General features: G+C 53.3%; 18 protein-coding genes. 8 read left to right on the top strand and 10 right to left on the bottom strand.

Annotation, left to right across the window (positions count from 1 at the left end; all coding sequences use genetic code 11):
• Positions 1-38: 38 nt before the first annotated feature.
• A complete protein-coding gene (locus ACQG1K_RS02750; RefSeq protein WP_022646922.1) occupies positions 39-725 on the bottom strand; it encodes a hydrolase in 687 nt (228 codons plus the stop codon).
• Positions 726-945: 220 nt separating this feature from the next.
• Between ACQG1K_RS02750 and ACQG1K_RS02745 the strand changes: the two genes are divergently transcribed.
• From ACQG1K_RS02745 to ACQG1K_RS02730, 4 genes are read left to right on the top strand one after another with little or no spacing between them, the layout of a single operon-like run.
• Positions 946-2,817 carry an amidohydrolase gene (locus tag ACQG1K_RS02745; RefSeq protein WP_038415221.1) on the top strand — a complete coding sequence of 624 codons (1,872 nt, stop codon included), beginning with the start codon at positions 946-948 and terminating at the stop codon, positions 2,815-2,817.
• Positions 2,817-3,224, top strand: a complete 408-nt coding sequence (locus ACQG1K_RS02740; RefSeq protein ID WP_038415219.1) for a DoxX family protein — start codon at positions 2,817-2,819, stop codon at positions 3,222-3,224. Before ACQG1K_RS02745 ends, ACQG1K_RS02740 begins: the two co-directional genes overlap by 1 nt.
• Complete coding sequence (locus tag ACQG1K_RS02735) at positions 3,221-4,840, top strand: MFS transporter (protein WP_038415218.1); 1,620 nt, start codon at positions 3,221-3,223, stop codon at positions 4,838-4,840. Before ACQG1K_RS02740 ends, ACQG1K_RS02735 begins: the two co-directional genes overlap by 4 nt.
• Positions 4,841-4,870: 30 nt before the next feature.
• Positions 4,871-5,692: an alpha/beta fold hydrolase gene (locus tag ACQG1K_RS02730; RefSeq protein WP_038415217.1), complete on the top strand. Its 822-nt coding sequence runs from the start codon at positions 4,871-4,873 to the stop codon at positions 5,690-5,692.
• A gap of 39 nt (positions 5,693-5,731) precedes the next feature.
• On the opposite strand, the gene ACQG1K_RS02725 is transcribed toward ACQG1K_RS02730, so the two are convergent.
• Together ACQG1K_RS02725 and ACQG1K_RS02720 are read right to left on the bottom strand one after the other, a co-directional pair.
• Positions 5,732-7,126, bottom strand: coding sequence for an MFS transporter (locus tag ACQG1K_RS02725; RefSeq protein WP_367075502.1), 1,395 nt, complete (start codon positions 7,124-7,126; stop codon positions 5,732-5,734).
• A 45-nt stretch (positions 7,127-7,171) separates the two neighbouring features.
• Positions 7,172-8,260, bottom strand: a complete 1,089-nt coding sequence (locus ACQG1K_RS02720; protein ID WP_367075501.1) for a cellulase family glycosylhydrolase — start codon at positions 8,258-8,260, stop codon at positions 7,172-7,174.
• 185 nt (positions 8,261-8,445) lie between these two features.
• Here ACQG1K_RS02720 and ACQG1K_RS02715 point away from each other — a divergent pair, with 185 nt between their 5' ends.
• Entirely contained in the window at positions 8,446-9,453 is a 1,008-nt protein-coding gene (locus ACQG1K_RS02715) for a LacI family DNA-binding transcriptional regulator (RefSeq protein ID WP_069596203.1), read from the top strand.
• Here the strand turns inward: ACQG1K_RS02715 and fosA are convergent.
• Positions 9,439-9,864, bottom strand: coding sequence for a FosA/FosA2 family fosfomycin resistance glutathione transferase (gene fosA / locus ACQG1K_RS02710; protein ID WP_367075499.1), 426 nt, complete (start codon positions 9,862-9,864; stop codon positions 9,439-9,441). The genes ACQG1K_RS02715 and fosA overlap by 15 nt on opposite strands.
• 199 nt (positions 9,865-10,063) lie before the next feature.
• Here fosA and trpS point away from each other — a divergent pair, with 199 nt between their 5' ends.
• Positions 10,064-11,068, top strand: coding sequence for a tryptophan--tRNA ligase (gene trpS / locus ACQG1K_RS02705; protein ID WP_367075497.1), 1,005 nt, complete (start codon positions 10,064-10,066; stop codon positions 11,066-11,068).
• A gap of 75 nt (positions 11,069-11,143) precedes the next feature.
• On the opposite strand, the gene ACQG1K_RS02700 is transcribed toward trpS, so the two are convergent.
• The 3 genes from ACQG1K_RS02700 to ACQG1K_RS02690 form a co-directional block, all read right to left on the bottom strand.
• A complete protein-coding gene (locus ACQG1K_RS02700) occupies positions 11,144-11,407 on the bottom strand; it encodes a hypothetical protein (protein WP_367075495.1) in 264 nt (87 codons plus the stop codon).
• Positions 11,382-11,912 carry a DUF2778 domain-containing protein gene (locus ACQG1K_RS02695; protein ID WP_023305371.1) on the bottom strand — a complete coding sequence of 177 codons (531 nt, stop codon included), beginning with the start codon at positions 11,910-11,912 and terminating at the stop codon, positions 11,382-11,384. The genes ACQG1K_RS02700 and ACQG1K_RS02695 overlap by 26 nt, the downstream gene beginning before the upstream one ends.
• A 161-nt stretch (positions 11,913-12,073) precedes the next feature.
• Positions 12,074-12,547 carry a SymE family type I addiction module toxin gene (locus ACQG1K_RS02690; protein WP_367075492.1) on the bottom strand — a complete coding sequence of 158 codons (474 nt, stop codon included), beginning with the start codon at positions 12,545-12,547 and terminating at the stop codon, positions 12,074-12,076.
• Positions 12,548-12,848: 301 nt separating this feature from the next.
• Here ACQG1K_RS02690 and ACQG1K_RS02685 point away from each other — a divergent pair, with 301 nt between their 5' ends.
• Positions 12,849-13,721 (top strand): phosphorothioated DNA-binding restriction endonuclease, encoded by an 873-nt coding sequence (locus ACQG1K_RS02685; protein WP_367075491.1) that lies wholly within the window; start codon positions 12,849-12,851, stop codon positions 13,719-13,721.
• 132 nt (positions 13,722-13,853) lie between these two features.
• Entirely contained in the window at positions 13,854-14,555 is a 702-nt protein-coding gene (locus ACQG1K_RS02680) for a sce7726 family protein (RefSeq protein WP_367075489.1), read from the top strand.
• A 36-nt stretch (positions 14,556-14,591) separates the two neighbouring features.
• On the opposite strand, the gene ACQG1K_RS02675 is transcribed toward ACQG1K_RS02680, so the two are convergent.
• Genes ACQG1K_RS02675 through ACQG1K_RS02665 form a run of 3 tightly spaced genes read right to left on the bottom strand, consistent with a single transcriptional unit; the run spans position 14,592 to position 16,807 of the window.
• Positions 14,592-15,704 (bottom strand): beta family protein, encoded by a 1,113-nt coding sequence (locus ACQG1K_RS02675; protein ID WP_367075487.1) that lies wholly within the window; start codon positions 15,702-15,704, stop codon positions 14,592-14,594.
• A gap of 12 nt (positions 15,705-15,716) precedes the next feature.
• A complete protein-coding gene (locus ACQG1K_RS02670) occupies positions 15,717-16,214 on the bottom strand; it encodes an ImmA/IrrE family metallo-endopeptidase (RefSeq protein ID WP_367075485.1) in 498 nt (165 codons plus the stop codon).
• Entirely contained in the window at positions 16,211-16,807 is a 597-nt protein-coding gene (locus ACQG1K_RS02665) for a hypothetical protein (RefSeq protein WP_367075483.1), read from the bottom strand. The genes ACQG1K_RS02670 and ACQG1K_RS02665 overlap by 4 nt, the downstream gene beginning before the upstream one ends.
• Positions 16,808-17,472 lie beyond the last annotated feature (665 nt).

The raw sequence follows: 17,472 nt of genomic DNA, 5'->3' as shown, positions 1-17,472 counted from the left end.
GTGGCGAGCCGGATGAGGGACCAGCCCGCCGCCGGGATTTAGCGTGCCGGAACCGGCGCTAAGGTACGGTGCTCGCTCTTCTGGCGAGACGGCGCTTTGTGCACCATGGTGTAGGCGTAATCCACGCCCATGCCGTACGCGCCGGAGTGCTCGCGCACGATATCCATCACCGCGGTGTAGGTCTCTTTATGCGCCCAGTCACGCTGCCACTCCAGCATCACCTGCTGCCAGGTCACCGGGATCACGCCCGCCTGGATCATGCGCTGCATCGCGAAGTCGTGGGCTTCTTTGGAGGTGCCGCCGGACGCGTCCGCCACCATATAAATTTCGTAGTCCCCTTCCAGCATCGCGCACAGGGCAAAGCTGTTGTTGCACACTTCGGTCCACAGGCCCGCGACAACCACCTTCTTCTTGCCGTTAGCCTTCAGCGCGTCGCGCACTTTCTGGTCGTCCCAGGAGTTCATGGAGGTACGCTCCAGAATGTCCTGACCCGGGAACACGTCCAGCAGCTCCGGATAGGTGTTACCGGAGAAGCTTTCGGTTTCAACGGTGGTGATGATGGTCGGGATGTTGAACACTTTTGCCGCTTTCGCCAGCGCCACGGTGTTGTTTTTCAGCACCTGGCGGTCAATAGACTGCACGCCAAACGCCATCTGCGGCTGGTGGTCGATGAAGATGATCTGACAGTTGGCTGGGGTTAAGACTTCGAGCTTTGTAGTGGTCATAAGATTATCCAGTGAGGTTAAAGGTTAAAATCGCCGCGAACAGCACGCCGATAAAATCGCATTCATCCTATGACCCACGCCGCTGGCGCGTAATTATCTCTTCGTATAGTTAACCTTAGGTATAGTTATACTTTGGTATACCTATCCTATTGTATAACTGGATCTTTCCCGAAACCGGTTCCCATAATCCTGACCATTCCCCTCTCAGTCTGGAGCAGTTATGGTTACCCTCGGTAAAGCCGATCTCATTCTGGTTAACGGCCAGTTTCACACCGTCGATCGCGAGAACCCTCTCGCGGAAGCCGTTGCCGTGCGCGACGGGAAATTCCTGGAAGTGGGCACCGTCGCCGAGGTGATGCAACACCACTGCGACGGCACTAAGATGGTCGACTTAAAAGGCCACACCGCCATCCCCGGCCTGAACGACTCGCACCTGCACCTGATCCGCGGCGGGCTGAACTACAACCTCGAGCTGCGCTGGGAAGGCGTACCGTCCCTGGCAGATGCCCTGCGCATGCTGAAAGAGCAGGCCCTGCGCACGCCGTCGCCCCAGTGGGTGCGCGTGGTGGGGGGCTGGAGCGAGTTCCAGTTTGCCGAGCGCCGTATGCCAACTTTAGACGAGATCAACGACGCCGCGCCGGATACGCCGGTTTTCATCCTGCACCTGTACGACCGCGCCCTGCTCAACCGCGCCGCGCTGGAGGTGGTCGGCTACACCAGGGACACGCCGAACCCGCCGGGCGGCGAGATCCAGCGCGACGCCAACGGCAACCCGACCGGGATGCTGATCGCCCGTCCTAACGCCATGATCCTGTACTCAACCCTCGCCAAAGGGCCGAAGCTACCACTGGAGCAGCAGGTCAACTCCACGCGCCAGTTCATGCGCGAGCTGAACCGCCTGGGGCTGACCAGTGCCATCGACGCGGGCGGCGGCTTCCAGAACTACCCGGAAGATTACGAGGTAATTGCCGAGCTGCACGAGAAAAAGCAGATGACCATCCGCATCGCCTACAACCTGTTTACCCAGCGTCCGGGCCACGAGCTGGAAGACTTTGAAAAATGGACCGACATGCTCACGCCGGGCCAGGGCAGCGACTTCTTCCGCCACAACGGCGCGGGCGAGATGCTGGTCTTCTCCGCCGCCGATTTTGAAGACTTCCTCGAGCCGCGCCCGGATCTCGCGCCGGGCATGGAGGACGAGCTGGAGCGCGTGGTGCGCCATCTGGTCGAACACCGCTGGCCGTTCCGCCTGCACGCCACCTATAACGAATCCATCAGCCGCATGCTGGATGTGTTCGAGAAGGTGAACCGCGACATTCCGTTCAACGGGCTGCACTGGTTCTTCGACCACGCCGAAACCGTGTCACAGGCCAACATCGACCGCATCAAAGAACTGGGCGGCGGCATTGCCGTGCAGCACCGCATGGCCTTCCAGGGGGAATACTTCGCCGAGCGCTACGGCATCGAAGCCACCCGCCACACGCCGCCGGTGGCGAAAATGCTGGAGACCGGCGTGCCGGTGGGCTTAGGCACCGACGCCACCCGCGTGGCGAGCTATAACCCGTGGACCGCGCTCTACTGGCTGGTCTCCGGCCGCACCGTTGGCGGGATGCAGATGTACGATCACAGCGCCCGTCTGGATCGCGATACCGCCCTGATGCTCTGGACCCAGGGCAGCGCGTGGTTCTCCAGCGAGCAGAACCAGAAGGGGCAGATCAAAACGGGCCTGCTCGCGGATCTGGCGGTGCTCAGCAAAGATTACTTCCGTGTGCCGGAAGAGGAGATCAAGGGCATCGAGTCCGTCCTCACCGTGGTCAACGGCGATATCGTCTACGCCGCTGGCAGCTTTGGCCCGCTCGCACCGCCCGCCATTCCGGTCCTGCCCGAGTGGTCCCCGGTGGTAAAGGTGCCGGGCCACTACCGCAGCGCGCCGCCGCAGGCCGCACGCGTCGGCATGAGCGCCGTCCACCACTGCAGCGGCCCGTGCGGGGTTCATAGCCACCAGCATGATTTCGCCCGCACGTCAGAGATGCCGGTGTCCGACGATAACGCTTTCTGGGGGGCGCTGGGCTGCAGCTGCTTTGCATTCTGATGAAACAAAATGACGCTTCACCCCGGATCGATCCGGGGCTGTTTTTCCTGCGCCTGACCGGCAGCCTGCTGCTGCTTTACGTGCATGGCCTGCCTAAGGTGCTCCACTTCAGCGAAGAGCTGACGCGCATCGAAGATCCGTTTGGTTTCGGACCTTACGCGAGCCTGATCCCGGCGATCGTCGCCGAGGTCATCTGCCCGCTGTTTATCATTGCAGGGGTTTACACCCGCCTGGCGTGCCTGCCGATTATCGCCGTGCTGCTGGTGGCGATGCTGGCGGTCCACCCGAACTGGTCGATTGCCGAAGGGCAGTTTGGCTGGCTGCTGCTGATTATCTTCACCACCCTCGCCCTCACCGGACCGGGCCAGTGGCGGCTGCAGCGTAAGACGACGGAGAGGTTCGCATGACCCAGGTTAACGACGTTCGCGACGCACACGTCGAGACGACGCCCGCATCGGCGGCTTCGCCCTGGCAGCCGCTGAGCCAGCCGGTGTTCCGCATGCTGTGGATCGCCACGGTGGTCTCTAACGTCGGCTCATGGATGAGCGACGTCGGCATCAACTGGAGCATGCTGACGCTCAGCGCCGATCCGCTGGATATCGCGCTGGTGCAGGCGGCCAGCAGCCTGCCAATGTTCCTCTTCGCCCTGCCGTCCGGGGTGATGGCGGACATCGTTGACCGACGAAAATACCTGCTCTTCTCCCAGCTATGGGTATTCATCGCCGCTGCCGGGCTGACGCTGCTCTCTTTTACCGGACACGTCACCCCCACCGTTCTGCTGGCGGCAACGTTTCTGCTGAGCGTGGGCGCGGCCATGAGTTCGCCGCCGTTCCAGGCGGTGGTGCCCGATCTGGTGAGCAAGCCCGAGCTGGGTTCCGCCGTGGCGCTTAACTCGCTCGGGGTCAACATCAGCCGGGCGATTGGCCCGGCGCTGGGCGGTTTCCTGCTGTCGCTGGCCGGGCCGTGGATGGTGTTTGCGCTTAACGCGCTATCCGTGGTCGGCGTGGCGTGGGTGCTGTGGCGCTGGCGTCCGGCGCCTTCCGTGCAGCGGCTGCCGCCGGAGCACTTCTTCTCGGCGGTGCGGTCCGGCATTCGCTACGTGCACGCCGCCCCGGTGCTGCGCAACGTGCTGGTGCGTACCGTGGCGTTCTTCGTTTTCGGCAGCGCGGGCTGGGCGTTACTGCCACTGGTGGCGCGCCGCGAGCTGGGCTTAGGCCCGGCGGGCTACGGCGTGATGCTGGCGTGTATCGGCCTGGGGGCGATTGCCGGGGCGATCCTGCTGCCGCGCCTGCGCCAGCGGCTGAATGCCGATCGGCTGATGGTGGCCGCCAGCCTGACGTTTGCCCTCACCATGCTGGCGCTGGCGTTCGTGCGCCACGTCTGGCTGCTGAACCTGTTTGAGTTTTTTACCGGCTTCGCGTGGATTGCGGTGCTCTCCACCCTCAACCTTGGCGCACAGCGCAGCGCCGCCCGCTGGGTAAAAGCCCGGGCGCTGGCTGTGTATCTGACGGTGTTCTTCGGCTCGATGACCGCAGGCAGCGCCGTCTGGGGGCAGATCGCCTCGCAGTTCGGCACCCCGACCTCGCTGGTGGTTGCCACGCTGGGGATGGTGCTGGCAAGCGCGACGGCGTTCCGCTGGAAGCTGGAGAAAGATCCGAATTTAAATCTCGACCTGAGCGGGCAGCCGCTGGACGGCGTGGAGATTGAACTCCCGAACGAGCGCGGCCCGGTGCTGGTGTCGCACGAGTACATCATCGACCCACAGAACGCGAAAGCGTTTTTGCAGGCCGTGCACGAGCTACGCCGGGTGCGCCGCCGCGCCGGAGCGATGAGCTGGGCGGTGTACGAGGATATCGAACGTCCAGGGCTGTTTATCGAGACCTTCCTGATGGGTTCCTGGATTGAGCATTTGCGCCAGCAGGAACGCCACACCATGAATGACCTCCTGTTGCAGAGCCGCGTTCTGGCTTTTCATCAGGGCACAACATCACCGGCAATTCGCTATCTGGTCGCGCCGGTATAACCATAACGATCACCTGCACAGGAACACACTATGGCACTGTTTAAGGCAAAAGACGGCACGCAGATTTACTACAAAGACTGCGGCGCGGGCAAACCGATCCTCTTCAGCCACGGCTGGCCGCTGGACGGCGACATGTGGGACAGCCAGCTGAACTACCTGGCCGAGCGCGGCTTCCGCGCCATCGCCTTTGACCGTCGCGGCTTTGGGCGTTCGGATCAGCCGTGGAACGGCTATGACTACGACACCTTTGCGTCCGACATTAACGACCTGATTACTACCCTGGATCTGCGCGACGTAACGCTGGTGGGCTTCTCCATGGGCGGTGGCGACGTGACCCGCTACATCAACAACTACGGCAGCGAACGCGTGGCTGGTCTGGCGCTGCTGGGCGCGGTCACTCCAATCTTCGGTAAATCGGATACCTTCCCGCAGGGTGTGGATCAGAGCGTGTTCGACGGCATCCGTGACGGACTGCGTAAAGATCGCGCCCAGTTCATCAGCGACTTCGCCACCCCGTTCTACGGCACCAACGCCGGGCAGACCGTTTCCGCGGGTGCCCTGACGCAGACGCTGAACATCGCCCTGCTGGCGTCCCTGAAGGGCACCATCGATTGCGTGACCGCCTTCGCCGAAACCGACTTCCGTCCGGATATGGCGAAAATCGACGTGCCGACGCTGGTGATCCACGGCAGCAACGACCAGATCGTGCCGTTTGAAAGCACCGGCAAGCTGGCGGCGGAGATGATCAAAAACGCCACGCTGAAGGTGTACGACAACGCGCCGCACGGCTTCGCGCTGACCCACCAGGATCAGCTCAACGAAGATCTGCTGGCGTTTGTGAAGTCGCTGTAAGTCATTACTCGAAGCCTGATGGCGCTTCGCTTATCAGGCCTACAAGGGCTGGTCCTGTAGGCCGGGTAAGGCGCAGCCGCCACCCGGCGCTTTCGCAGACGCATTCCGCTCCGCCAGCAGCCGACAAATCTCCGCATGCTTCTCTTCGGTAAAGGTAAAGCGCGACATAAAGCCCATGCGGATCAGCGACCCAATCGCCGGCAGCAGGCAAATCCCGAAGAACAGCCCCGACAGTACGCCTTCGCTCTGGATCTGCGCCTGCGGCACATAGTTGATCATCGTCAGAAACACGCCGATTAACCCGCCGCCCACCGCCACCGACATCTTGCCGGTAAAGGTCTGCCCGGAGAAAGTGATCGCCGCGCAGCGCTTGTTAGTGTGGTACTCCGCGTACTCGATGGTGTCGGCAATCATCGACGAAGTGAGGATGTTGGTCATCATCACGAACAGCGTGCTCAGGCCGAGGAGAATAAACAGCATCGTCACCTGCTGATACCCGACAAACCACATCACCACGCGCACCGCCACGTCCAGCCCGCAGAGGATCATAAACAGCTTCCGCTTCTGCATCCGGCGCGTCAGCAGCGGGGCGACCAGGCACAGCACCGCCGCCACTATCCCCATCACGCCAATTGCCATTTGCAGGCTGCCGTCGCCCATGTTGTTGATAAAGAAGTAGATATAGAGTCCGCCCGCCACGTTATGGAACACGCAGAAAAAGAACGACAGCAGGACGATAAACAGCGGCTTGTTCTGGCGCAGGTTGTGGAAGGTGTCGCGCATCGTCACCTTTTCCGGGCTGGGCGGGACGCGCTCTTTGATCTGCATAAAGCCGTTGAGCATCAGCGGCAGCCCCACCAGCATCATCACCAGCGCCGCCATAAAGTAGCCTTTATCGTTGCTGTACTGGGCAAAGAACGCCGCCAGCTTCGGGAAGAAGATGTTGGCGCAGGCAATCCCGGCGTTTACCCCGAGCATTGCCGCCGTCACCGCGCGGGTGCGCTGGCCGGAGTCATTGGTCATCACCGACGACATCGACCAGAACGGGATATCGGAGATGGCGTACAGCGTCCCCCACAGGATATACGTTACCCCGGCGTAGAGGATTTTGGTGGTCATGTCCGCTTCGATTTTATAGAACGCCAGCAGGGTGACGCCGGTAATCAGCAGCGGCGCAATCAGTAAAAAGTGGCGAAACTTGCCAAACCGGCTGTTAATGGTGTCCATAATGCTGGCAAACAGCGGATCGTGAACCGCGTCCCACGCGCGGGCAATCAGGAAGATGGTACTTGCCGCCAGCGCCGAGATCCCCAGCACGTCGGTGTAAAAATAGTTTATAAACGAACCCACTAAACCAAAGCTAAAACACTGACCTAAACCATAGCCAAAGTAGGACCATAACTCGCGAGACGGTATTTTCATTGTCATTGCCATAGTGCGTACCTGGTTGCCCGGCGACAGCGCGCCGGGTCGTTATTATTAGCCCTGCGGATCCGGGGCGATATTGCGCAGCTTCTTCATCAGCGCGATTTCAGCGCGTGAAAACGGGATACCGTTCTCCTCGAACACGTCGTGGAACCACAGGCGGCAGTAGTCCGTGGACTCCTTCATCACCACCGGCCACGGCAGCCAGGTCTGGGTTTTACCGCGCACCAGCCCCCACTGATACGGCGCGACCTTCGCCATGTACATCAGCGGGAGCTGCTCTTCGATGGTGCCGCCCACGTGACGCGCCAGCCATTCGGTGCAGAAGATTGGGCGGCCCAGCGCCTGAAGTTGCTGGATAATCGCCGTCATGCGCCCGGTATTGGTGTAGGCGTGATAGCTCACCACGTCCGACAGTTCCAGCGCGGTCTGGTCCAGCGGGTGCTGATAAAACGTCTCGCCCTCCTCTTCCGCCGGCAGACGCCAGGCGCAGACGGTAAGCGGCTGGGTCGGATCTTCTTCACGCACCCACTGGAACGCCAGCTTCATCAACTCGTGCGCGCAGGTCTCCAGCTTCTTGTCGTACAACACCTCTTCCGTGCCCGTCGCGAAAATGCCGCGGTTTCCCGGCTCGTTATACAGATCCCACAGCAATACGCGCTTATCCTCGCGGAACTGGCGCACAACGTCGCGGATATAGCGCTCAATCTGTGGCCAGCAGTCGCGATCGCACACCTTGTCGCGCCCCGGGCTCGCCGCCGCCTGGCTGTTGTGTTTGCCCGGTACGGGCGGCTTTTGCGGGCCGAGGTACGGCTCATCGCCGGAGAAACCGCAGTCGTCCATCAGGGTCAGCATGGTGCTGAACCCATTGTCGTCGGCAATCGTCAAAAAGCGGTCGATGCGCGCCATCAGCCCGTCGCGGTCATGCTCCCAGACGATGAACGGCAGGTTGATGCGCAGGGTGTTATAGCCCGCGTCCGCCGCCCAGCCCAGCTCGCGGTCGATAGTGGCGGCATCGAAGGTCTCTTCCTGCCAGATATCGGTCCAGTTCACCGCTGTCGACGGCAGATAGTTGAACCCGCACAACCAGCCTTTTTGCTGATACCACGCCTGTGCCTGTTCTTTACTCCACTGCTCTTTCATTACGCATCCTCTTGCTGATAATGTTTAGCTAATAAATATTAGCTGCGGGATAAATGCGCAAATCGCGGAGCAAAGAAAAGCGACGCCTCTCACAAAGTTCACGCTTCGATGAATGAGAAACGTGATCGGCGGCGCTAAAGCGTGCGGTTAGGGTATGATGCAAATTCGCGAAAGGGAGAGGACGGATGAAGCGAAAAACGAAAGTGACGATGAACGATATTGCGCGGGCGGCGGGCGTGTCGCAGGCGACGGTATCGCTGGTGCTTAACCAGTCCCGCAACATCAAGCTCAGCGACGACACCCGTCAGCGGGTGATCAACGTCGCTACCGAGCTCGGCTACGACCGTCTTCCTGCCATTCACGCTCCGCGCAACCAGGAGGAGATCGCCCTGCTGGTCAGTTCGTTGCAGAGCTTCGACCCGTTTATCGACGCCATCAGCCAGGCGCGGGAAGCGGCGTGGCGCAACGAGACGCTGCTCACCGTCTACGACTACGGCGACGACGTGGAGCTGGCCCTGAACATCATCCGCCAGCTGGACAAGCGCAACTGCATCGGGATTATTCTTGCCTCTCCGGTCACGAACGTCGTCGATATGACGCCATTTCAGGACTGTACCCGCATCCCGCTGGTGCTGCTCAACCAGCGCGACCCTGGCTCGCCGCTGCTGCCGTCGTTTATCCCGGACGACTACGCCAACGCTTTCCAGGTGACTAAACACCTCATCGCCTGCGGCGCCACGCGCATCGCCCACATCACCGGCGAGAGCTGGATGGAGGCCTCGCGCCAGCGTCTGGCGGGCTACCAGGCGGCATTGAAGCAGGCCGGTTTAACGTGTGACGAGAGCCTGGTGCGCCAGACCAACTGGCAGTTCAGCGAGTCCTTTACCGCCACCACGTCCCTGCTGGAACTGACCGAACGCCCGGACGCCATTTTCTGTGCCAGCGACTGGCTGGCGATTGGCTGCTACCAGGCGCTGGCGGTGAATGGCGTGCGTATCCCGCAGGACATGCTGCTGGCGGGCTACGATGACCAGAAGATTTCCGAACAGCTAACCCCGCCGCTGACCAGTATCCAGTTGCCCTACAGCGAGTTGGGACGGCTGGCGGTGGAGTACCTGTGCAATCAGGAAGATGCCGCCACACACGTGACGCTGGCGGGCAGGCTGAAGGTGCGCGCCTCAAGCCCCGTCTGAAGTAAATACCATGCCCGCATAGGGCTTCTCGCGACACGCCGCCAGCCGCGCGGCGAGGCTGCCCACGTGCAGCTCCAGCTTGTGCCCGTCCGGGTCGAGAAAATAGAACGACGCCCCCTCGCTTTTGTTCTGCTTCCAGACGGTGACGCCCGCCTGCTCAAGCCTTTGCGAGAGCGGTTCAAAATCCTCTTCCGCCACGGTAAACGCGTAGTGGGTGTAGTCGCTCTCCTGCGGTGGCACGTACTGGCGCGCCTCGTCGTAGGACAGGCAGACCCACAGATCGCCGCAGGTGAGATAGGCCCCGGTATTCCAGCGGGCGTGCAGCGCAAGCCCCAGCAGCTCGTGCCAGAAGGTGACGCTTGTTTGCAGGTCGCTGACCGCGAGGGTCAGGTGGTTGAGTGATTGCAGCATGACGTGCCCTTTTGTTTTTCGCGCCGGACGTGATACGGTAAAGAGATGAACATAAACCACGCCGTGCTCACCGTAAACCGCTGGTGGCTGCCTTCTTAAAGGCGGCACGGAGTAGTTTTCCCCATTTTCTGATAGCCGCCGAAAGGCGGCTTTCACTTTTCTAAGACCCCTTTCGGCAATTGCACATTAAGGAGTCTTTATGAACACACCAACCATCCTCACCGGCGACCGCCCAACCGGCCCACTGCACCTCGGTCATTTCGTCGGATCGCTGCGCCAGCGCGTGGCGCTCCAGCAAACGCACAACCAGTTTGTGCTGATTGCTGACCTTCAGGGGCTGACCGACAACGGCAGCAACCCGCAGAAGATCCGCGACAACATCCCCGAAGTGCTGGCCGACTACCTCGCCGCGGGCATCGACCCGAATATGACCACGATCTGCCTGCAGTCCGCCCTGCCCGCCCTCGCCGAGCTGACGATGCTGTATATGAACATCGTCACCGTCGCCCGCGTGGAGCGTAACCCGACGGTGAAGAACGAGATTGCGCAGAAAGGGTTCGCCCGCTCGCTGCCGGTCGGGTTTATGGCCTACCCCATCAGCCAGGCGGCGGACATCACCGCGTTTAAGGCCGAGTGCGTGCCGGTCGGCGACGACCAGTTGCCGATGATTGAGCAGACCAACGAGATTGTGCACAAGATGAACAGCCTGCTGCCCGCCCCGGTGCTGCGCCACTGCAAGGCGATGCTGAGCGACACCAGCCGTCTGCCCGGCATCGACGGCAGCGCCAAGATGTCGAAATCGCTGGGCAACACGCTGCACCTTTCGGCCAGCGAAGAGACCATTCACCGTGCGGTGAGCGCCATGTACACCGACCCGAACCACCTGAAGGTGAGCGACCCGGGGCAGATTGAGGGGAACGTGGTGTTTACGTACCTCGACGCGTTTCATCCGGACAAAGAGAAAGTGGCGGCGATGAAGGCGCATTATCAGGCGGGCGGGCTGGGTGACCGGGCGTGCAAGAACGAGCTGGAGGGGTGTTTGCAGGAGCTGATTGCACCGATGCGGGAGCGGAGGGCGATGTACATGCAGGACAAGGGAGAGTTGATGGCGATGCTGAAGCGCGGGACAGAACGGGCGCAGGGGGTGACGCAGGCGACGTTGAGGGAGGTGAAGGTTGGGTTGGGGGTGCCGGTGTTTAGTTAAAGTAGGTTTAGCGGTGGAGTGCGGGGGATTGGCATGAAGCCGCTTAATTGTTTTAGAAAGCAGCTATGAAATATTTCATCCCTGCTTCAGGTTGTATATCTTTCGGATGATAATCATCAGTAGCGCGGTAACGACGACCATCATCCCACCTAGCACCCACAGGAATGATGGGTCTGCTTCACCATCAGCAAACCCCAAACCGGTGCGATTTAAAAAATCATTGCTTGCTTGAGATAAGTAATCGAGCAAGCCTCCCAGAGGAAACAGGACGATAAAGAAGGAAGCAATGAGGCATGCCAGACCAATCAGGATATTATTTTTTAACTTTGCATGAAGCATAATCAGCCCTTCCTGTCACATCAATACGTCCATATGCCATCAACCCTTTACCACCAGGAACACGAATCTTCTTACGAGCAAGCAAAGATTGTCTAACCAGTTGAAAATCAGGGATATTATAGAACGTTATGCATCCCCACGACTCTCCCTCACCATTCGGCCTCAACGGATGAAGTCTAAATGAACCTCTGTCGACCCCATTCACAAATACGTTATCAGCCATGGTAGTAGCATTAAACAAACCGAACCATTCAGAATGTTTGGTACCGTTCTTGAAGTCTTTTACAAACCGCTCGACCCGATTAGCAATACTGCCTTCCGGTGCATCAACGATCCAGTACGTACCCACAGGTAATGCTGCATTCCTGATAAAGGCGCACTCTGCAATATTGGTTACGGGTTCTATCCCTGAAAAAACGGGAAACGTCCCAACGCCATAAACGTGTAGTTTCAGCCTTCGTCCATCGGCTGAGACATCGTTGTAATCCATCCTACAAATCTGCATAGCAATCCTCCCTGTCGCTTTGCGGAGAATGTTACAACCGATTTATTGAGTGCACCAGCGGTGTTAGATAATTCATTTAAAAAAGGAAAAATACGGGCATGCGTATTCAAGCCCGTATTAACTTATCCTTTTACATGATTAATGAAGGGATATTTTAGATATTATTCTAACTCTGCCAGACCATTTCCGCGCTTCACCATAGGTATATCTCCCGTATCATTCAGCGCTCCCGGAAACGTTTTTAACCACTGCACGACTTTCTGCTTATTTATATTCACCACACTCATACCTTCCAGACATCCCCATAATTCTCTTGTATGCTGTGGCGTAATCACGATGCAGTCTTTCATGGCGCGGATTTTCACAGGCATACCGTTGATAAAGCCTGCACGGGTTAACCAGTCGCCGCCTAGGAGAAGGTATTTCATGTCTATGCGTGCATACAGTTCGCAGCAAGCGGCACTGTCCTGCGGCGTTTCCGCGCGAGGGTGGACGGGCGCCGCGTTGGGCGGGTTGCCGTGCAGACGGCGGGCGCTGTTTTTGCGTACCAGCTCGCGGTTTTCAATCATGCTGGTGAAAGCGTCTGATTCTGTTTTGCAAACAGTAAACTCTGGCTTAAAATTCGTCGCAGCCATTTTCAACTCCTCAGTAGTTGGTAGTGGTTAGCGGTATGGGGGTGTTGCAGCACCTTCATATCGCGAATTCTCTCTTTAAATATTCCTTGATACTTCCTTTGCCGTTCGGCGTAATTTCTGGTGCTTATTATACAGGGCTGAATATAAATACAGCGGTTTTGGGTGGGGGAAATTTGGAATTTGCGAGGGGGATTCAGGAAATAGAATTCTTTGCGGTAAGGTCATGTTTTTATTGATTGCGGGTTGATTGGTCTGGGTTTTGCGAGCATCATCGCAATTATTTACCTTCTTCCGTAACGCGATGGCTTCCAGCAAAACTCTCGAACAGGCAATTGCCGACATCACCATCTGGCGCAAAGGCGAACAGCGTGCGCCGCATAAGCCCTTATTGCTTCTGTACGTGCTGGCGAACTATCAGCAGGGGCATGTGAGACTGTTTGATTACGGAACCGAGGTCCACGAGCAACTGCTTAGCCTGTTAGAACGCTTTGGCCCACAGCGGAAGGCGCATTACCCGAATATGCCCTTCTGGCGGCTCAAGAGGGACGGATTTTGGGATCTTCAGAACACTGAGTTCTGTTCGACCACCGGCAGTAAGCAACCGCCCGTCAAAGAACTTGTGGAACATAATGTCGCAGGTGGGTTTGATGAAGAACACTTTGCATTGCTGAGTAAGAACAAAAACCTGATCGGCTCGCTGGCGCAGCAGATCCTTGAAGCGCACTTTCCTGAAAGCATTCAGGAGGAGATCGCGGATGAGATGGGTTTTGATATTCAACAGATCCGTAAGGTTCGCGATCCGCTGTTCCGTCAGCAGGTGTTGCGTGCTTATAACTATGAATGCGCAATCTGCGGGTTCAACATGCGGCATGATAACGCATCTGTTGGACTTGAAGCTGCGCATATTAAGTGGAAGCAGTTTGGCGGGCCGTGTGAGATCCCGAACGGACTGGCACTGTGTGCGATTCATCATAAGGCGTTTGATAAGGGCTCTATTGGGCTTGATGAGAGTATGCGGGTGCTGGTGTCCGAGGCGGTGAATGGGGGAGGGATTGTTGGGCGGCTGTTCTGGGATTTTGCAGGGAAGCAAATTGCGCTGCCAATGGTGAAAAGGAATTATCCAAGGGAGGGGTTTGTGGAGTGGCATCGTAGGGAGGTGTTTAAAATAGGTTAAAACCAATCTAAAGTAGTTATTTTTTAAGCAATGACGTACATTTTTATGGGCTTTAATATTAAAATTATCATCTACTACAAAATCTAGTACATATAGTTTATAATACCCCATTGCTTTAATTGGAACAGCAGAATGAAAGAAAACGAAAAAATAAAAGAGTTCGCTATTAAAAAAATACTTTTAACGCATTTATTGAAATGCGAAGATGATTCTAACAGTTATGCTATAACAGAATTTAGCATCGCTAATTTCACGAGAAGAGTAGATGTTTTCTTTGTGAAAGATGATACTCTTCATGCTTTTGAAATTAAAAGTGAATTCGATTCACTTAATAGATTAGAGGGCCAAATCTCTGAATACTTGAATCATTTTGACAAAGTTACTATAGTAGCTGCGTCAAAATTCATTCCTAATATACTACTTAAAACACCAAGCAATGTTGGCATATGGGAAATCAAAGATACAACATTTAAAATCATTAGGCAAGGACGCATATCGCGAGTAAAAGACAAATTAACATTTGTTCGAATGATGACTCTGGTAGAACTGATTAATTTATCAAAAAAACAACATTTAAATATAACGAGCAGAAAAAGAATAGACATCGAAGTTTTAGTGTCAAAACTACCTATTTATCTTCTAAGAGGGGCAGCCATAGAAAATATTAAGAATAGGTATAGAAAAAGAGGAGGTAATTTTTATAATTACTCAGAATTACAGACAAAGGCGATAATTAAAACTGAGAGTAAAAAGAAAAATATGCCAGCAATCTCTTATGAAAAAAAATTAGACAGTTTTCTTCAAGCAATAAAAGCAATCAAAGATGGTATTTAATAACGATATTATAATTATAATATCGTTATTAATGTATTAATCAACCCATTCCTCCTCAGTATCTAAATCATCTAAAGAGTCATGATAATGTAGTTGCTGATACAAATGCAGGTTTATACGTACTGCCGTTGCCCTGTTAGCTGAAGTAATCCCAAAAGGATCTCCAAGGCATGTCTTTTCAATCATTTGAGTGCCCCAAAGATGTAAATTATGATCCCAATATTCAGAATCTAACATTTCACATGCAGCAAGTTTGTATAATTCCTCCTTCTCGATCGTCCCAGATGAAAATTCTTTTCTTATAAAACGCCACTCATTTTTGAGAGGATAATCTATTCTTGGTGGGGGAGTACCGGCACCACCATCATTGTTTAATGCTCTTGTACTTGCTCGATCAGAATAAATAGTCTTAATTTTTTTACAATCTTTAAAAATTTTATTAAAAATCTGTCTTTCATAGATTGGTATCTCCCCACGATAGGAGCCAGCAAAAGAGTATGGAAATGAAGTTCCAGAAACACTAAACACAGCTGAAGGGAGTAAGGTATTAATGTTTTTTATGAGATTAGAATATTTTTGATACTCTAAAAGATCAAACCGATTCACATCGCCATAATCAAATATTACAAGCAAACCATGATCGTAATTTTTTTTTGATAAAATCTTAATTGCAGCAGTGAAATCTGACAGTGATATTGCATGAGACCCAAAAAACTCAAAACGAGCAACAATAGGTTTATTTAATAATATGAGTTTTTCTAATTGAGCACTCAATTCATTAACTTTACCAAATTGAAGCGCAGGTATAAAATTATTATGCTGAGCAATGAAATCCGACCAATTACTATACCCGTCATCTGGTGAAGATAAATTCAAAATTTCCTTAGTAAACTCATCTGAACAAGTAACTTTACCTTCCGCCAAGTTAACCAGAAAGTCTTTATCTAAATCAGCAATAAAATAATTATCACCAATGGCTTTTTTTATCCGTTCTAATGACTTTATAAAAGTTTTCGAGTTTGCCCACTTCTTAAGAGAGATTAAAGGCAATAAAAGAGACTTATCCTTTGAAGGTAATTCTTCCAAGGCTGCCATCTCTGCCGGCTTGAGTGCAAGAATTGGTATGTAAGAAAATTTTGTCAGCAGCATAGACATCCCTTTTCAATTAACTCCCAAACGATATTTCAAGGCTATTACGGAAACAGCAAGACTTTCAGCCATTAACTCATAAAGTATAGCATCTTTTTTCCCTTTATAATGAATTTGATATATCTTATCGATGTGAGATGATGGCATAATTATATCTGCAGCCAGCCTGTTAGCCTCTGCTTCAATATCACCGGATTGTGAAGAACGATATAAAACATCGTCGCTTATACCTTCTCGCAATAAATGGCGGTGCAAAAGAAAATGTGCAATTTCGTGTGCTAAAGTGTAACGTTGCCTGGCTTTAACATCATGCCTGTTTATCCTGATCGTTACAACACCCTCTACTTCCTTAATTTCACCCGAGATATTTGCAGGTAAAGTTGCTAATTTAACCTGCAAACCGAGCTCACTCGCAAGCAAGCCTAATTTAATCGGGCATTCTTCCTGATATTTTTGAATAAGTTGCTTATTTTTTTGAGATAATAGTTGCCATTCATGTGAGTGGTTCATTTCTCTAGTTCCTCATCATCTAATTCTGGATATTTGTTAAAACCATCCTTTGAATCATCTGGGCGGCCTCTCAGTCGTAGATATACCATATCAACTGCACTTTCAAGGTGCTGTGTTAATGCCCCTTCGTCTATTAATCTAACAAGTTCTTTCTTGGCAACATAATCAATTTGTTTTGTTGTTTCTTCTTTTGCAACTAATGATGAAATATTCTTAACTTTTAATTCAATACTCTTTTTGAAGTTTCGATATCCAACGATAGACATTAATGCCAATAACACACTTATAAGTGTGATTATTATCGTCACACATCCTAGAAGGATACTAGCCCACAAAGCATAATTAAAGCTGGTATTTTCTTTCAAATCATCAAGTGCTTGAAGAAATTCATTTTGAGTATCTTTGACATTACCGTACTGCTCTATAAGAAAATCATCATTTTTCTTACTATAATTTTCAAATGAATAATTCGGTTTAATTAATTCAAAAGCAGGATCAGACTGCGGCTGCGTTAAACTTAAAGATTCAAATTTAATGCTTCCATGCGCATTCAATGATACGAATAAAAAAAATAATATGATTTTCTTATGCATATACTGTCCATTTAATACAATTTTATTCAAGATAACACCATAAACCGGAGAAATCTAATGGACAAGTGCTAATTTTAGCATTTTAAGCAAAAAACCACCTTCAGGCAGCTCATTTTTGCATCATTTGGTGCGAAGGCCGGACTCGAATCTCGATGTAACTCACTGAAATTAAATAATTATTAATTTAATTATAACTAATATGCTACCCTTTTAAGCCCAAACCCTTTTTCAACCACTTCAAGCTTAGCCATTTGATATTGCAAGCAAATTAAAGATTACGCCCTATTCGGTAAGGATCCGAAATCCGGCTCCTTACCGAAACTCAATCCCCAAAAAGAATTTTTTTGCATTTAATAGTTCGCCTCGATTATTTCTCATTTTATATCATGTAGTTAAATGATGAGGAGTTAGTGTAGTGTAAACAGTCGACTCTTCACCTTTGTAATTTTTGCGCGCTCAGGTTGGGCCGGTTCAGGCGACGAGGGGAGGGGAATTTTTAGCTTTTACTGTTCATCTTTGATTTTTATATAAAATTTTCATAAGGTTAATAAGGTGATAGACACTGAAGGGGTGAACAGTCGATTGTTCACACAGTATGATCATCAGGTATAAAAAATACCGGCTATTCAGGCCTGACGCGGCTTCGCGGGCTGGTAATCGTAAAA

The sequence above is a fragment of the Enterobacter cloacae complex sp. 402C9 genome (assembly GCF_050030745.1).
GTDB lineage: Bacteria > Pseudomonadota > Gammaproteobacteria > Enterobacterales > Enterobacteriaceae > Enterobacter > Enterobacter intestinihominis.
This window is presented reverse-complemented; position numbering and strand designations above follow the sequence as displayed.

Coding starts and splice junctions, on each gene's coding strand:
- ACQG1K_RS02750 (WP_022646922.1), bottom strand. CDS start 725: ATGACCACTACAAAGCTCGAAGTCTTAACCCCAGCCAACTGTCAGATC.
- ACQG1K_RS02720 (WP_367075501.1), bottom strand. CDS start 8,260: ATGAAAGAGCAGTGGAGTAAAGAACAGGCACAGGCGTGGTATCAGCAA.
- ACQG1K_RS02690 (WP_367075492.1), bottom strand. CDS start 12,547: ATGGCTGCGACGAATTTTAAGCCAGAGTTTACTGTTTGCAAAACAGAA.
- ACQG1K_RS02675 (WP_367075487.1), bottom strand. CDS start 15,704: ATGCTGCTGACAAAATTTTCTTACATACCAATTCTTGCACTCAAGCCG.
- ACQG1K_RS02685 (WP_367075491.1), top strand. CDS start 12,849: ATGGCTTCCAGCAAAACTCTCGAACAGGCAATTGCCGACATCACCATC.
- ACQG1K_RS02665 (WP_367075483.1), bottom strand. CDS start 16,807: ATGCATAAGAAAATCATATTATTTTTTTTATTCGTATCATTGAATGCG.
- fosA (WP_367075499.1), bottom strand. CDS start 9,864: ATGCTGCAATCACTCAACCACCTGACCCTCGCGGTCAGCGACCTGCAA.
- ACQG1K_RS02680 (WP_367075489.1), top strand. CDS start 13,854: ATGAAAGAAAACGAAAAAATAAAAGAGTTCGCTATTAAAAAAATACTT.
- ACQG1K_RS02725 (WP_367075502.1), bottom strand. CDS start 7,126: ATGGCAATGACAATGAAAATACCGTCTCGCGAGTTATGGTCCTACTTT.
- ACQG1K_RS02715 (WP_069596203.1), top strand. CDS start 8,446: ATGAAGCGAAAAACGAAAGTGACGATGAACGATATTGCGCGGGCGGCG.
- ACQG1K_RS02745 (WP_038415221.1), top strand. CDS start 946: ATGGTTACCCTCGGTAAAGCCGATCTCATTCTGGTTAACGGCCAGTTT.
- trpS (WP_367075497.1), top strand. CDS start 10,064: ATGAACACACCAACCATCCTCACCGGCGACCGCCCAACCGGCCCACTG.
- ACQG1K_RS02670 (WP_367075485.1), bottom strand. CDS start 16,214: ATGAACCACTCACATGAATGGCAACTATTATCTCAAAAAAATAAGCAA.
- ACQG1K_RS02700 (WP_367075495.1), bottom strand. CDS start 11,407: ATGCTTCATGCAAAGTTAAAAAATAATATCCTGATTGGTCTGGCATGC.
- ACQG1K_RS02735 (WP_038415218.1), top strand. CDS start 3,221: ATGACCCAGGTTAACGACGTTCGCGACGCACACGTCGAGACGACGCCC.
- ACQG1K_RS02730 (WP_038415217.1), top strand. CDS start 4,871: ATGGCACTGTTTAAGGCAAAAGACGGCACGCAGATTTACTACAAAGAC.
- ACQG1K_RS02695 (WP_023305371.1), bottom strand. CDS start 11,912: ATGCAGATTTGTAGGATGGATTACAACGATGTCTCAGCCGATGGACGA.
- ACQG1K_RS02740 (WP_038415219.1), top strand. CDS start 2,817: ATGAAACAAAATGACGCTTCACCCCGGATCGATCCGGGGCTGTTTTTC.